The sequence below is a fragment of the Gemmatimonadaceae bacterium genome (assembly GCA_035533755.1).
In the GTDB taxonomy this organism is placed as follows: domain Bacteria; phylum Gemmatimonadota; class Gemmatimonadetes; order Gemmatimonadales; family Gemmatimonadaceae; genus JAGWRI01.
In genome coordinates this window covers 1-13,315 of the sequence record DATLTC010000089.1, presented here as the reverse complement: position 1 = coordinate 13,315, position 13,315 = coordinate 1, and the positions used below count along the sequence as shown (strand labels likewise).

The 13,315-nt window shown below is 69.7% G+C and carries 8 protein-coding genes; 5 read left to right on the top strand and 3 right to left on the bottom strand.

Annotated elements, in window-relative coordinates; translation table 11 throughout:
* The first annotated feature begins 156 nt into the window (after positions 1 to 156).
* From VNE60_12360 to VNE60_12340, 5 genes are all read left to right on the top strand, one after another.
* Complete coding sequence (locus tag VNE60_12360) at positions 157 to 2,475, top strand: ATP-binding protein (GenBank protein HVB32314.1); 2,319 nt, start codon at positions 157 to 159, stop codon at positions 2,473 to 2,475.
* 172 nt (positions 2,476 to 2,647) lie between these two features.
* The gene (locus VNE60_12355) at positions 2,648 to 3,961 is read left to right on the top strand and encodes a TolC family protein (GenBank protein HVB32313.1); all 1,314 of its coding nucleotides are present in this window, start codon (positions 2,648 to 2,650) and stop codon (positions 3,959 to 3,961) included.
* Positions 3,962 to 4,091: 130 nt separating this feature from the next.
* Positions 4,092 to 7,082, top strand: a complete 2,991-nt coding sequence (locus tag VNE60_12350; GenBank protein HVB32312.1) for a hypothetical protein — start codon at positions 4,092 to 4,094, stop codon at positions 7,080 to 7,082.
* A gap of 100 nt (positions 7,083 to 7,182) precedes the next feature.
* Complete coding sequence (locus tag VNE60_12345) at positions 7,183 to 7,806, top strand: SCO family protein (GenBank protein ID HVB32311.1); 624 nt, start codon at positions 7,183 to 7,185, stop codon at positions 7,804 to 7,806.
* A gap of 27 nt (positions 7,807 to 7,833) precedes the next feature.
* On the top strand, positions 7,834 to 8,643 hold the full coding sequence (locus VNE60_12340) for a cytochrome c oxidase assembly protein (protein ID HVB32310.1): 810 nt from the start codon (positions 7,834 to 7,836) through the stop codon (positions 8,641 to 8,643).
* A gap of 39 nt (positions 8,644 to 8,682) precedes the next feature.
* On the opposite strand, the gene VNE60_12335 is transcribed toward VNE60_12340, so the two are convergent.
* The 3 genes from VNE60_12335 to VNE60_12325 form a co-directional block, all read right to left on the bottom strand.
* Entirely contained in the window at positions 8,683 to 9,666 is a 984-nt protein-coding gene (locus tag VNE60_12335) for a hypothetical protein (GenBank protein HVB32309.1), read from the bottom strand.
* 156 nt (positions 9,667 to 9,822) lie between these two features.
* Positions 9,823 to 11,835 carry a gamma-glutamyltransferase gene (locus tag VNE60_12330; GenBank protein HVB32308.1) on the bottom strand — a complete coding sequence of 671 codons (2,013 nt, stop codon included), beginning with the start codon at positions 11,833 to 11,835 and terminating at the stop codon, positions 9,823 to 9,825.
* 9 nt (positions 11,836 to 11,844) lie between these two features.
* On the bottom strand, positions 11,845 to 13,315 hold a 1,471-nt coding region (locus VNE60_12325), incomplete at its 5' end, for a hypothetical protein (GenBank protein ID HVB32307.1).

Sequence of the window (13,315 nt, the reverse complement as noted above, 5' to 3'; positions counted from 1 at the left end):
ACTCGTGCGTGGATGTCCCTGATAGCGGCCGCAGGGGGCGGAAGTTCCACGTGGTGCGTGCCCTGCCGAGCCGGCGGGGGCGCCGGCGCCCTTGCGAGCCGTCGCCAAATGAGTGATCTCTCTTAAAGATTCCTGCTAACATCCCACCCGAGGCCCATGGACGCAACCGCGCGCCCCCTGCGCCGCCGCCGGCGCGAGGGCGGCATTGCCGGACTCCGCCGCTACTCGATGCTGTTCGCCGTGGCGCTCGTGGCCTTCGGCGTGGCCGAGGTGTTGGTGTTCGCGGTCCAGCGATCGGCGGCCAACTGGGCCGACCACAGCCGCCAGGTGGCCGCGCTGGCGCGGACCGCGGAGATGGCGGCGCTCGAGCGGCAGGCGTCGGTGCGCGACCACCTCCTGTCGGCAACCCAGGATGTCCGCGCGGCCGCCCGCACCGCGGGCGCGCGGCTCACCGCCGACCTCGACTCGCTCGTCACCCTCACCGCGGACAATCCGCAGCAGCAGGCCAGGGTGCGCGCCATCGCCGCGGCGGTGGGCGCGTGGAATTCCGATTTCGCCTCGCCGGCGTTGGCCGGAACGCTCGGCAGCGGCGTGTCGCCGGCCCTCGGCGACCAGCTGTTCGCGCCGGTGGAGACGGCCTTCGGCGAGTTCCTGACCGCCGAGGACGTGCTCTACGACGACCGCCACGCCAACAGCCGCCTGGCCGCGTGGCTGGCCGTGATCGCGATGCTCATCCCCAGCGGCCTGATGGCCGGAATCGTGGTCGCGTCGGGACGTCGGTTTGCCGATCAGGCCGAGCAGGTCGTGGAGCAGCAGGCACAGCTCGAAGAGCAGGCGGTGGAGCTGGAGCAGCAGGTGCAGGAACTCGAAGTGGCGAACACCGAGCTTGGCGAGGCGGTGGGCGCCGAGCGGCGGGCGCACGACCTCGCGGTGCGGGAAACGCAGGAACGCCAGCGGAGCTCGGCGCTTCTCGACGCGGCGCTGAACAGTTCGCCCATCGGTCTCTCGCTGCTCGATCCCCAACTGCGCTACCTGCAGGTGAACGACGCCATTGCGTCGATCACCGGCCTCTCGGCCGCCGAGCACGTGGGCAAGACGCTCCGCGAGGTGAATCCCCATCTCAGTCCGGACATCGAGAAGGCGCTGCTCCAGGTGGGTCGCACCCGCGAGCCGCTGCGCAATCTGGACATGATGCGGCCCGAACCGGGTCCGAACGGCCGCGCCCGGTACCTCCTGCTCAACGTGTATCCGGTCGTCGGCGCCGGCGGCGAGATGCTGGGGCTCGGAGTGGCCGCCATCGACACCACCGACCACCGCGAGCTGCAGGAGCAGTTCCATCACGCGCAGAAACTCGAAGCGGTGGGCCGGCTCGCCGCCGGGATCGCCCACGATTTCAACAATCTGCTCACCGTGATCCGCAGCTACTGCGATCTGGTGCTCCTGGAGATCCCGGAGGGCGGGGTGGGCCGCGAGGAGATCAAGGAGATCCGGTCGGCGGGCGAGCGCGCGGCCGCGTTGTCGCGGCAGATGCTCACGATGAGCCGCAAGCAGGCGATCATTCCGCGGGCCCTGGCGGTGGGCGAGGTCATCACGGAACTCGAGCCCATGCTGCGGCGTGTCACCGGTGACGCGGTACAACTGCAGGTACAGCTCGATCAGCCGCTCGGCATCGTCCACATCGATCCCATGCAGCTCGAGCAGGTGCTCATGAACCTCGTGATCAATGCGGTGGATGCGATGCCCAGCGGTGGGCGCATCGTCATCGAAGGGTCCAACGCCGCGCTCGACGAGCAGGACGCCAAGCGATATGCCGGCCTCAGGCCCGGGAACTACACGCTGCTGAGTGTGCGCGACAACGGCACCGGCATCGACGACGCGACCCTGCGGCAGATCTTCGATCCGTTCTTCACCACCAAGCCGCCGGGTCAGGGCACCGGCCTCGGATTGTCCACCGTCTACGGCATCGTCAAGCAGGCCGGGGGACACGTGCGCGCCGACAGCCGGGTGGGGGAGGGCACGACGTTCACCGTGTGCCTGCCCTCCGAACTGCCGGAGGACCGCCTCGCCATTCGCAAGACGCCGCCGCCCAGCGTGGATGTGCGCACGCTCATGGGGACGGAGACCGTGCTGGTGGTGGAGGACGAGGACGTGTTGCGCGGCAGCATCGCTCGCGCGCTGCGCCGGCACGGCTACACCGTGCTCGAGGCCAGCCATGGCGGGGAAGCCATGCGCGTGTCGGCCGAGCATAAGGGCCCCATCCACCTCGTGGTGAGTGACTTTCACATGCCGGGGATGGACGGTCGCGAACTCGTGGCGCGGCTCGCCCCCACGCGCGCCGACATGCGCGTGCTCTTCATGAGCGGGTCGAGCCAGGGAACCGAGGCCGTGACGGGCACCGGCGGCCACGCCTTCCTCTCGAAACCGTTTGCCATCGACCAACTGCTGCTGCTCGCCCGGCACGTGATCTCGGCGTAGCATCTCGGCGCCGATGTCCGGATATGGGACGGCGCGTCCCATATCCGGCCACTGCGATGCGATGCCGTTCACGCGGCGCCCGCTCAACGTCTTGCCCAGCGACCACTTGCGGGCGCACGGCAGCGGCACGGCGCTTGCAACGCATGGCCACGTCACCTCCACCGAGGAAGCCATGCGTCTGCTCGCCCGTATCGCCGTCCCGCTCGTCGCCCTGCCGCTGGCGATGGCCGCGGCCCAGCAGCCCGACGCCGGCCCGCGCCCGATCGGGCTCGACCAGGCCGTGCAGCTGGCGCGCCGAAATTCCCCGGTCACGGCGCAGGCGCGCAACTCGGCACGGGTGGCGAACGCCACCGTGAAGAGTGCGATTGCCCAATTCCTGCCCAATCTGAGCCTGAACCAGGGAGCCAGCCGATCGGGCGGCGCGACGTTCTTCCAGGGCAAGCTCGTGCCGTATACGGGCGATCCGTGGAGCTACGGCAAGGGATATTCGGCCAGCCTCGAGCTGTTTGACGGGGGGCAGCGCTGGCTCGATTATCGCGCCGCGCAGGCGGGCCTCCAGGCGGCCGATCAGAACCAGACCGTGCAGCGGTTTACCGTGGCCCTCAACGTCAAGCAGCAGTACTTCGCGGTGCTCGCAGCGCGCGAATCCGAGGCGGCGGCGGAGCGCCAGCTCGAACAGGCCAACGAGGCGATGGCGGTGACCGAGGCCAAGATCGCGGGCGGCCAGCTCTCGCGGGCCGACTCGCTGCACAGTCTCGTGGCGGTGGGCACCGCCCGCCTGGCGCTGATCACGGCCCGCGGGAACATCGCCACCGCCAATGCCGCGCTCACGCGCCTCGTGGGCGCGCCGTTCGAAGTGACGGCGATGGCCGCCGACACCGCCGCCGTGCCGCGCATCGCGCTCGACAGCGCGGCGCTCATCCAGCTCGCGGTGAACGGTCCCACGGTGCAACAGGCGGCGGCGTTGGCGTCGGCGAGCCGGTCCAGCCGGTGGGCGGCGCTCTCCCCGTACCTGCCCACGGTGTACGTCTCGTACAACTTCGGCATCAACTATACGTCGCGGGACTTCGTGCTGGGCGGCGGCTCGCAGTCCAACCACAACAACCTGAGCTTCGGCGTCAGCTACTCGCTGTTCAACAACTTCCAGCGAGAGCTGGGCGTGGTGCAGGCCAACGCCAACGCCGACAATGCGCGGGTGAGCCTGGACGACGCGCGGCTCGCGGCGCGCGAGGGCATGGTGCAGAACCTGGCCGCCCTCCGCACCGCCGAGCAGACGATCGCGCTGCAGGCGCTCCAGATCGCGGCCGCGCAGGCCGACGTGGAAGCGGTGGACCTCCAGTACCGCGTGGGCGCCAAGGCGCTCGTCGACGTGCTCGCCGCGCAGGCCGCGCTCGTGCAGGCGCGCGCGGCGCTCATCCAGGCGCGTCTGCAGGCGCGCACGGCCGGCGCGCAGATCGAAGCGCTGATCGGTCGGGACCTGGAGTGAGCGCTGCCGCTTGACACCGCGTGCGCCGCGGCGTATCTGACGAGCGTTCACCGGATGTGCCGGTTGAACCACAAGAAAGTGCTAAGACCTCTCCTCGTCCCGCGTGTCGATCACGCATCGGGAGCCATCCGTGGCCAACGAACGCCCGTCCGCCGACGCTGTCGGTACCGATCCAGCCCGCGCCGGCGCCGACCCGGTTGAAGAGTCCCCCGTCTCGCGCCGCGACTTCCTCGTCCGCGCCGGCATCTACGGCGCGGCGTTCTCGCTCGCCGGTCCGTTCCTCGGCGGCGGGGGGCTGCGCTCGCGCGTGCCCGGGGCCGCCGCGCCGGCGCTGCGGCCGAACGCCGACCCCGTGGCGCTGGCCCACGGCGTGCTGCGCACCACCACCGGTCCGCAGTCGCCGGCCCTCTTCTCGGGACTCCGCTGGCGCATGCTGGGCCCCTTCCGCGGCGGCCGCACCGATGCGGTGACCGGCGTGCCGGGCCGTCCCAACGAGTTCTACTTCGGCTCGGTGAACGGCGGCCTCTGGAAGTCCATCGACGCCGGCCGCGTGTGGGAGCCGGTGTTCGACGCGCAATCGGTGGCGTCCATCGGCGCCGTCGCGGTGGCGGCCTCGGCGCCCGATACCGTCTACGTGGGCAGCGGCGAATGCACGCTCCGCGATTCCACGGGGTTCGGCAATGGCGTCTACAAGTCCACCGACGGCGGCAAGACGTGGGCGCACCTGGGGCTCGAGGACACGCAGCACATCGGCAAGATCGCCGTCGATCCGCACAATGCGAACATCGTGTTCGTGGCCGCGATCGGCCATTTCTACGGGCCCAACCCCGAGCGCGGCGTGTTCCGCTCGCGCGACGGCGGCAAGAGCTGGGAGAAGGTGCTGTTCAAGAATGAGAACGTGGGCGCGATCGACGTCCAGATCGATCCGAGCAATCCGCGAGTGGTGTTCGCGAGCCTCTGGAACACGCGCCGTCCGCCCTGGTTCGTGTACGCGCCGTCCAACGGCCCCGGCGGCGGCATCTACAAGTCCACCGATGGCGGCAGCACGTGGAAGGAGTTGACGCAGGGCCTGCCCACCAACGGCATCGGCAAGAGCGGCATCGCCATCTCGGCCAGCCATCCTCGGCGCGTGTACGCCGTGATCGACAATCTGGAACTCGCGCCGGGCGAGAAGCCGCCGGCCGCCACCGGGGCGTTCGGCGCCGGCGCGTCGGGGCAGGGTGGATTCTTCCGCTCCGACGACGGCGGCGAGTCGTGGACCAAGATGTCCGCCGATCCGGCGCTCTGGGGACGCGGCTGGTACTTCGAACACGTGGTCTGCGATCCCAAGGACCCCGACGCCGTGTACGTGTCCAACGTCGCCGTATCGCGCACGATGGACGGCGGCAAGACCTGGGTGGCCCTGCGCGGGTCGCCCGGCGGCGATGACTACCATCAGGCGTGGATCTCACCCGACGATTCCAACACGATGATCGTGGCCAGCGATCAGGGCACGATCATCACGCGCAATGCGCGCACCGCCGACCCGCGCAACGTCACCTGGAGTTCGTGGCTCAACCAGCCCACGGCCCAGATTTATCATTGCTCGGTGGACTACCGGTACCCGTACTGGGTGACCGGCGCCCAGCAGGACAGCGGCTCGGTGGCCGTGTGTTCGCGCGGCAAGTTCGGCGAGATCTCCATGCGCGACTGGGAGCCGATCGGCGCCGGCGGCGAGAGCGGCTACACGGCCGGCGATCCGCTGCACCCGGGCATCATCTACGGCGGCACGGGCGGCCGGTACGACCTGGCGCTCAACCGCGACCTGCCGGGCACCGCCGCGCCGGCGGTGCCGGAGGGCGTGAAGGTGCGGACGGACTGGACGCAGCCGCTGGTGCTCTCCAAGGCCGATCCGCGGGCGCTGTTCTACGCCAACCAATACGTGTTCAAGTCCACCGATACCGCGGCGTCGTGGACGCGGATCTCGGGCGATCTCACGCGGCCCGATGCCTCCGCGCCGTCGAATCTCGACCAGGCGTCGGCGCGCGACTTCGACCCCAACCGCGGCAACGGCGGCGTGGTCTACACCGTGGCCCCGTCGCCGATTCTGGTGCCGATGCTCTGGGCGGGCACCGACGATGGCCTGATCCACGTGACCACCGACGACGGCAAGCAGTGGAAGGACGTGACGCCGCCGCCGCTCACCGCGTGGAGCCGCGTGACGATGATCGAGGCGTCGCACTTCGACTTCAACGCGGCCTATGCCAGCGTGGACCGCCACCAGTTGCAGGACTTCGAGCCGTACATCTATCGCACGCGCGACATGGGCCGCACCTGGGAGAAGATCACCAGCGGGCTCCCGGCGGGCGTGTACGTGCACACGGTGCGCGAGGATCCGATGCGCCAGGGGCTCCTGTTCGCCGGCACCGAGCGCGGCGCGTTCATCTCGTTCGACGACGGCGACCACTGGCAGGCACTGCAGCTCGATCTCCCGGTCACGTCCACGCGTGACTTCGAGGTGTACGGCAACGACCTGATCGTGGCCACGCACGGCCGCGGCTTCTGGGTGATCGACGACATCAGCGCGCTGCGCCAGCTCAACGATACCATCGCGCAGTCCGACGCCTATCTGTTCAAGCCGGCCACGGCCGTCAACTACCGGCAGGGCGGCGACAACGGCACGCCGTTGCAGAAGGACGAGCCGCAGGCGCCCAACCCGCCGGACGGGGCGTACATCGACTACTACCTCAAGGCGAATGCCGCCGGCGCGGTGACGCTCGAGATTCTCGACGCGTCCGGCGCCGTGCGACAGACGTTCAGCAACGAGCCGGGCGCGACGCCAGCCGCGCCGGCGGGCCGCGGCCGCGGGCGGGCAGGTGGCATCCCGAACGTCTCCCCGCTCTGGCAGGTTCCGCCCGAGCCGTTCTCGGCGGCGGCGGGCATGCACCGGGTGACGTGGAGTCCGCTCGGCGGGGGACGCCGCGGGTTCGGTGGAGGAGGACGCGGGGGCCGCGGCGGGCGCGGCGCCGCGGCGGGTCCGCCGCCGCAGACCACGGGGATGTTCACGGCGCGGCTGACCGTGAACGGCCAGAGCTACACGCAGACGTTCGAGGTGCGCCCCGACCCGCGCGTGGACCAGTAGCGCGATTCTTCACGACTTCTCGACGCGGAACGCATGCCCGCGGGCGCGGCTACCAACCGCCGCCCGCGGGCATTACGTTGCACTCTGCCTCGGAGTCCTGGTGTCGACGTTCACGCAGCGCATGCGCCTCCTGTTGCTCTCCACTGTCCTTGCCGCGGCCGCCGCGTGCGGCGGTCCGTTGCGCAACTCGCAGGATCTGCACGGGGCAGTGCTCCCGCACGCCATTCCGCGTCCGGACTTCCAACTCACCGACACCGAGGGCAAGCCGTTCTCGTTCGCGCGTGAGACGCACGGAACGCTCACCCTGCTCGCGTTCGGCTACACCCACTGTCCCGACGTGTGCCCGGTGCAGATGTCGAACATCGCTGCCGCCATGGCCCGGCTCCCGGCCGATCAGCGCGCCAGGATCCGCGTGGTGTTCGTGACCACCGATCCGCCCCGCGATTCCGCGTCGCGTCTGCGTTCCTGGCTCGACTCGTTCAACCATTCGTTCATCGGGCTGCGGGGCAGCGAGTCCGAGATCGAGGCCGCGGAGCGCGCCGTGGGCGTCGCGCTGGCGGTCAAGGAATCGAGCACGGCGTCCGACAGCGGCTACGCCGTGGGGCACGCGGCGCAGGTGTACGCCTTCACGCCCGACGACAGCGCGCATCGCGCGTACCCGTTCGGCACCCTCCAGCAGGATTGGGCGCACGATCTGCCGGAGCTGCTGCGTGGCGCGCATTGATCTCACACTGAACGCAGGACCCGCGGCATGGTGACCAAGGTGCAGTGGTGGTGCTCGGCGCAGGACCTTCCGTGGAGCTGGAAGTGGCGCGCCTATCCGGGCGTGTGGCTGGTGGTGGCCGGCGTGGCGGCCGGTTATTGGGCGCTCACGCGCCGCGCGGCCAACACGCCCTCGGCGCGGCGACGGCACGTGCTCGGATGGATCGGCGTGGCCCTGGTATGGCTCGCGCTGGACTGGCCGCTCGGTCCGCTGGCGGCCGGCTATTTGGCCAGCGCGCACGCCGTGCAGTTCCTGCTCATCACGATGGGGGCCAGTCCGCTCCTGCTGCTCGGCCTCGAACCCGGCCTGCTGGCCCGGCCCGAGCCGCAGGGGGCCGTGGGTCTCGCGCTCCGGGTGGTCACCGCCCCGCTCATGGCGGCGATCGTGTTCAACATCATCGCGGCCGCCACCCACGTACCCAGTGTGGTGGACGGGCTGATGGTGTCGCAGGGCGGGGCGTTCGTCCTCGACCTCGCGTGGCTGGTGGCCGGCCTCGTGTTCTGGTGGCCCGTGATCATGAGCGTGCCGCGGCGCGACTTCCCGGTGCTGATGAAGCTGCTGTATGTCTTCCTGGGCACGCTCATCCACTCGGGCATCGCGATCATCATGCTGCTCGCGGAATTCCCGTTGTACAGTATCTATCAACTCGCGCCACCGTTCCGGAACCTGCCGGCGATGATGGACCTCCAGATCGCGGGCGCGGTGATGGAACTCGGCGGCACGGCGATCGCGTTCAGCGTGATGACGGGATTGTTCTTCACGTGGGTGCGCCGCTCGGGCGCCGGCGACGAAGCCTGATCGCGGCGGACGGCGAGACCGCCGCCCGCGCCGGTTTCGCTACGTGCCCGCTCGCGCCACCGTGCAGTGCGCCTTGCACGTGAACCAGGCCTGGGCGCGCGGATAGTCGAGCGTCATCACCAGGCCGGCCAGGGCGTTGCCGCCCAGCGAGCCCTCCACGCGGGCGTCGGTCATCGCCGACATGAACTTGTGGAAGCTCGCGTCGGTGCGCTCGGTGAACCACACCGGGCCCACCGTGATGCCGGCAATCCGCACGCTCGGGACCTCGATCATGCGGCTGCGCGTGACCATCTGCGCGTCCTCGATCACCCGCCAATCGGGGTGCGCGGTCTCCCATCCCTCGAACACGCTCTGCGCGATCATGCTCGTGGCGCGGAATGCCGGCTCGCCGTCGTGGATCGCGGCCAGCGCCTGCGGCGTGAGCAGCGTCTCGGCGCCGGTGTCGAGCAGCAGCGAGAGCGGCCGGCCGTCCACCTGCACGACGATGCGCGGAAAGTTGAGCTCGCGCTTGCCGCCCGCCGACTTGAAACCGATCGGCATGCGCCGCGCGGCGCCCGTCGGCCGCCACCGATCGGGGCGGAGCGTGAGGCGGTGCGCCGGATAGTTCCAGGTCCACACATGGCCCGCGAACCAGGCCTGGCCGAGGATCCCGTCTCCCTGCTCGGGCCACCCCGGAATCTCCGCCACCTTGGACACCACCGCGATCGGCCGGTCCGACGGAATGGGCGGCGCCGTCTCGTCGCGCGCGAACGCGGGCACGTCGGTCACCCGCGCGCCGGGGCCCGACGCGGGCTTCTCCGAAGGCGCGACGGGCGTGCGCACGGTGAGCCCCAACCGCGTCGCGGCCGCGGCCGAGAGGAGCAGCCCACCGCCCGTGTCGGTGTACATCTCGAGCGTCGCGCCGTTCCGGGCGCGCACCTCGACGTACACGCGATCGGCGTCGAAGCGCGCCTGCAGCCGCTTGGGCACTGGGGTCGGGACCATGGCCAGCATGGCGGCGACCAGCGGTGCGGCATGACGCATCGGGACCTCGGCAAAGGGTGAACGCGATCCTGCGGCGCTTCTCTGCCTTTGACCCTCCCGGGGCACGGTCCGACACCGTGGCCCGGGGCATCAAGCGATCTTTGTGCCCCCAACGTGCGGCGAACCCCTACACGGCGCGCCGGACATCCCGGCGCCTCACCAGGCGATGCCGTAATCCTCGCCGTGATTGCTCGATCCGCCCCACATCGTGTGGTGCTGCAGGTCGAACAGGATCGCGTTGATCGGCCCCGAGGTGCGCGGCGCGAACTCCAGCGTGTAGCCCATGGCGCGTAGCGCGGCGCGCGTGGAGTCGGGGAGCGAGGTGGCGACCAGCATCTTGCCCGGCTCCAGTTCGTGCATCCCGAACGACGACCGCATCTGGTAGCTGTTCATGTTCGGCGCTTCGGTGGCCTGCTGCACGGTCATGCCGAACTCCACCACGTTCAGGAAGAATTGCAGCAGGTTCTGATCCTGCGAATCGCCCCCCTGAACGGCGAACGCCAGATACGGCGCGCCGTGCTTGAGCGCGAGGGTCGGCGTGAGCGTGACGCGGGGCCGCTTGCCGGGCTCGATCACGTTGTACGGGCCGTCCTTGGCGTACGTCACGAAGCTCTGCGCGCGTTCGCTGAGTCCGATGCCGGTGTGTCCGGCGATCACGGCCGGCACCCACCCGCCGCTCGGCGTCACCGACACCACCCACCCCTCGGCGTCGGCCGACACGATCGACGTGGTCCCCGCGTAGAAGTCGTTGTCGAACGCCGAATCGGCGTGCGTCGCGTGATCGGGCAAGAACTCCGCGGCGCCCGACATCCGTCCCGGGTTCGAGTCAGGCTTCACCGGCGGCACGCGGTCCTGCTGGCCCCCGCGCGGCTGCGACGCCTTGGGTACGAAGTCGGCCGGATTCCACTGCGCGAGCAGATCCTTGAACGGATTCACGCCGCCCTGATACGGATAGGGATCGCCGGGCTTCACGTTCGGATCGTTGTGGGTCCAGTTGATGAGGCCGAAGCGCGCCTTGGCGTACGCCTTGGACAGCAGTCCCTTGACCGGCTCCTCGGGCGGAAAGTACGGGTCGCCGTAATAGAAGTCGCGATCGGCAAACGCCAGGTTCATCACCTGATATAGCGTATGGATGTACCGGGGCGAGTTGTAGCCCATCGCCTTCACGTCCGTGTTCTCCAGCATGTTGAGCGCCTGGAGCATCACCGGGCCCTGCTGCCAGATGGGGAGCTTGTACACTTCGATGCCCTTGTAATTCGTGTGCAACGGTTCCTCGATGCGCACCTTCCAGTTGGCCAGGTCCTGCATCGTGAACAGGCCGCCCTCCTCGCGGACGCCGCGCACCATCTCGCGGGCGATGTCGCCCTTGTAGAACCGGTCGTAGGCCGCGTAGATGGCCTGCTTGCGCGTCTTGCCGGCCCTGAGCGCCTGCTGCTCCGTGTCCACGAGCTTGCGCCAGGTGGCGGCGAGATCCTTCTGCACGAACACCTCGCCCGGCTCCGGCGCCGGATGCGCCGTGCCGGGATGCGTGAGCATCACGGCGCGCGAGTACTTCCACTGGGCGAGCGTGTCCTTGTACTGCTCGATCGTGTTGCAGATCTGCGCCTCGATCGCGTAGCCGTCGGCCATCTGGATGGCCGGGGCGAGCACCTGCTTGAGCGACAGCTTGCCGTACTCGGCCACCATCGTGAGCAAGCCGCCCACGGTGCCCGGCGTGACGGCCGACAGCGGACCGTACTCGGGTGGAAAGCGATATCCCTTGCTGTGGTAGAACTCGGCGGTGGCCCCGGTGGGGGCCACGCCGAGCGCGTCGATGCCGATGACCTTCCTGGTGTGCGGATCGTAGATCAACGCCTGCGTCTCGCCGCCGCAGGAGATGGTATCCCACATCGTGCACCCCGCGGCGAGCATCGCCGCCGCGGCGTCCACCGCGTTGCCGCCTTCGGCGAAGATCAGCGCGCCGGCCGTGGCCGACAACGGCTTGCCGGTGATGGCCAGCCAGTGCGTGGCGTGCAGCGGCGGCTTCTCGGTCTGCGAGAAGCGCGGGTCCTCGGCCTGCCGGGGCTGCGCCGGTCGCGCCGCCCCCCGCTGGGCGCGCAGGGGCAACGGAGCGAGCGCCAACAGCAGCGCGAACGCCGCCGACGAGAGATGGGATCGGGACATCGACATGGTCAGACTCTATGGAATCGGTTTCTGGCTCGGCTGCGGTACGAGCACCGCCGTCTTTCCGCCGAGCAGTGCGTTGAACGCCGTCACCTGCGCGCCGAGCAGATCGTCGAGGCGGGCCTGGATGGCGGTCCATTGCTGCTGCAGGTCGCCCAGCCGCGTCTTCTCCCCGTCGGTCACCGGCATGTACGCGTCGTTCACGGCGCTGGCCAGATACAACCACTGGTCCACCACGCCGTTGGGGAAGTTGATGATGTCCTGGCCGTTGGTGTGTTGGGGTTGCACGAGTTCCACGGCCATCGAATCGAGCCGCGCGGCCAGTTGTTTGCCGGCGGATTCGACGTCGGAGGTCCGGGGCAGGTCCTTGGCGTGCGCCACGACGGCCTTCACCTGGTCGCGCACGTCGTCCAGCGTGTGTGTGTCGGCGAAGATCGCGTTGGCGCGTCCCTGGATGTCGCGCATCGCCTGTACCTGCTCGGCGTACTGCGCGGCGGTGAGCGTCACGCGCGGATCGGGCTTCACCGTGAGCGGCTCGCTGGAACTCTTGCCGTCCACCGTGAGCCGCACCGTGTAGCTGCCGGGCGCCACCGTGTAGCCTTCGGTCAGCCCGAAGAAGGTGAGCCCGGGGGGCGAGTTCAACGGCGCGGTACGCAGGTCCCACACCATGCGGTGCATGCCCGGCTTGCCGTCGATGGGGCTCGTGCCGCCGCGCCCGCCGCGGCCGGCGGCCGTGGGCTTGGCCTTGCTGCTGTACTCGCGCACCACGCCGCCGTCGGCGCCCAGGATGTCCACCTTCACGCTGGTGGAATCGGCCTTGGCGCCCACCGTGTAGTAGATGGTCGCGCCGCTCGGCGGATTGGCGCCAGACTCCGGGCCTGCGTTGGGGCTGCCCCACTGCGTGCGATAGGCATCGCGCGGTTTGAACAGCCTGGTCTCACCGCTCGACACCGCCTCGGCGCCCTGTTCGAGCGGGGCGATGTCGTCCAGAATCCAGAAGGCGCGTCCCTCGGTGGACGCGACGAGATCGCCGTCGTGGACCTGGAGGTCGGTCACCGGCACCGGTGGCAGGTTGGCCTGCAGACTCTGCCACCGTTCGCCGTCGTTGAACGACACGTAGGCGCCCGTCTCGGTGCCGGCGAACAGCAGCCCGCGCCGCGCCGGATCGGCGCGCACCACGCGCACCTGGTCGCCGTCGCGAATGCCGTTCACGAGCTGCGTCCAGCTTCTGCCGTAGTCGGTGGTCTTGTAGATGTGCGGCGCCCAGTCGCTGTACTTGTAGCCGTCGTAGGTCATGTACGCGGTGCCGTTCTCCCACGGCGAGACCTCGATCGCGTTGACGAACCCCGGGCCCATGCCCTTGGGCGTGACGTTGGTCCACGTCTTCCCGCCGTCGCGCGTGAGCTGCACGAGGCCGTCGTCGGTGCCCACCCAGATCGTCCCCGCCTCGCGCGGCGATTCGACGATGTAATAGATGGTGTTGTAC

Excerpts from the sequence above, each read along its gene's own strand:
- VNE60_12335 (HVB32309.1), bottom strand. The coding sequence starts at position 9,666 with ATGCGTCATGCCGCACCGCTGGTCGCCGCCATGCTGGCCATGGTCCCG.
- VNE60_12340 (HVB32310.1), top strand. The coding sequence starts at position 7,834 with ATGGTGACCAAGGTGCAGTGGTGGTGCTCGGCGCAGGACCTTCCGTGG.
- VNE60_12330 (HVB32308.1), bottom strand. The coding sequence starts at position 11,835 with ATGTCGATGTCCCGATCCCATCTCTCGTCGGCGGCGTTCGCGCTGCTG.
- VNE60_12360 (HVB32314.1), top strand. The coding sequence starts at position 157 with ATGGACGCAACCGCGCGCCCCCTGCGCCGCCGCCGGCGCGAGGGCGGC.
- VNE60_12355 (HVB32313.1), top strand. The coding sequence starts at position 2,648 with ATGCGTCTGCTCGCCCGTATCGCCGTCCCGCTCGTCGCCCTGCCGCTG.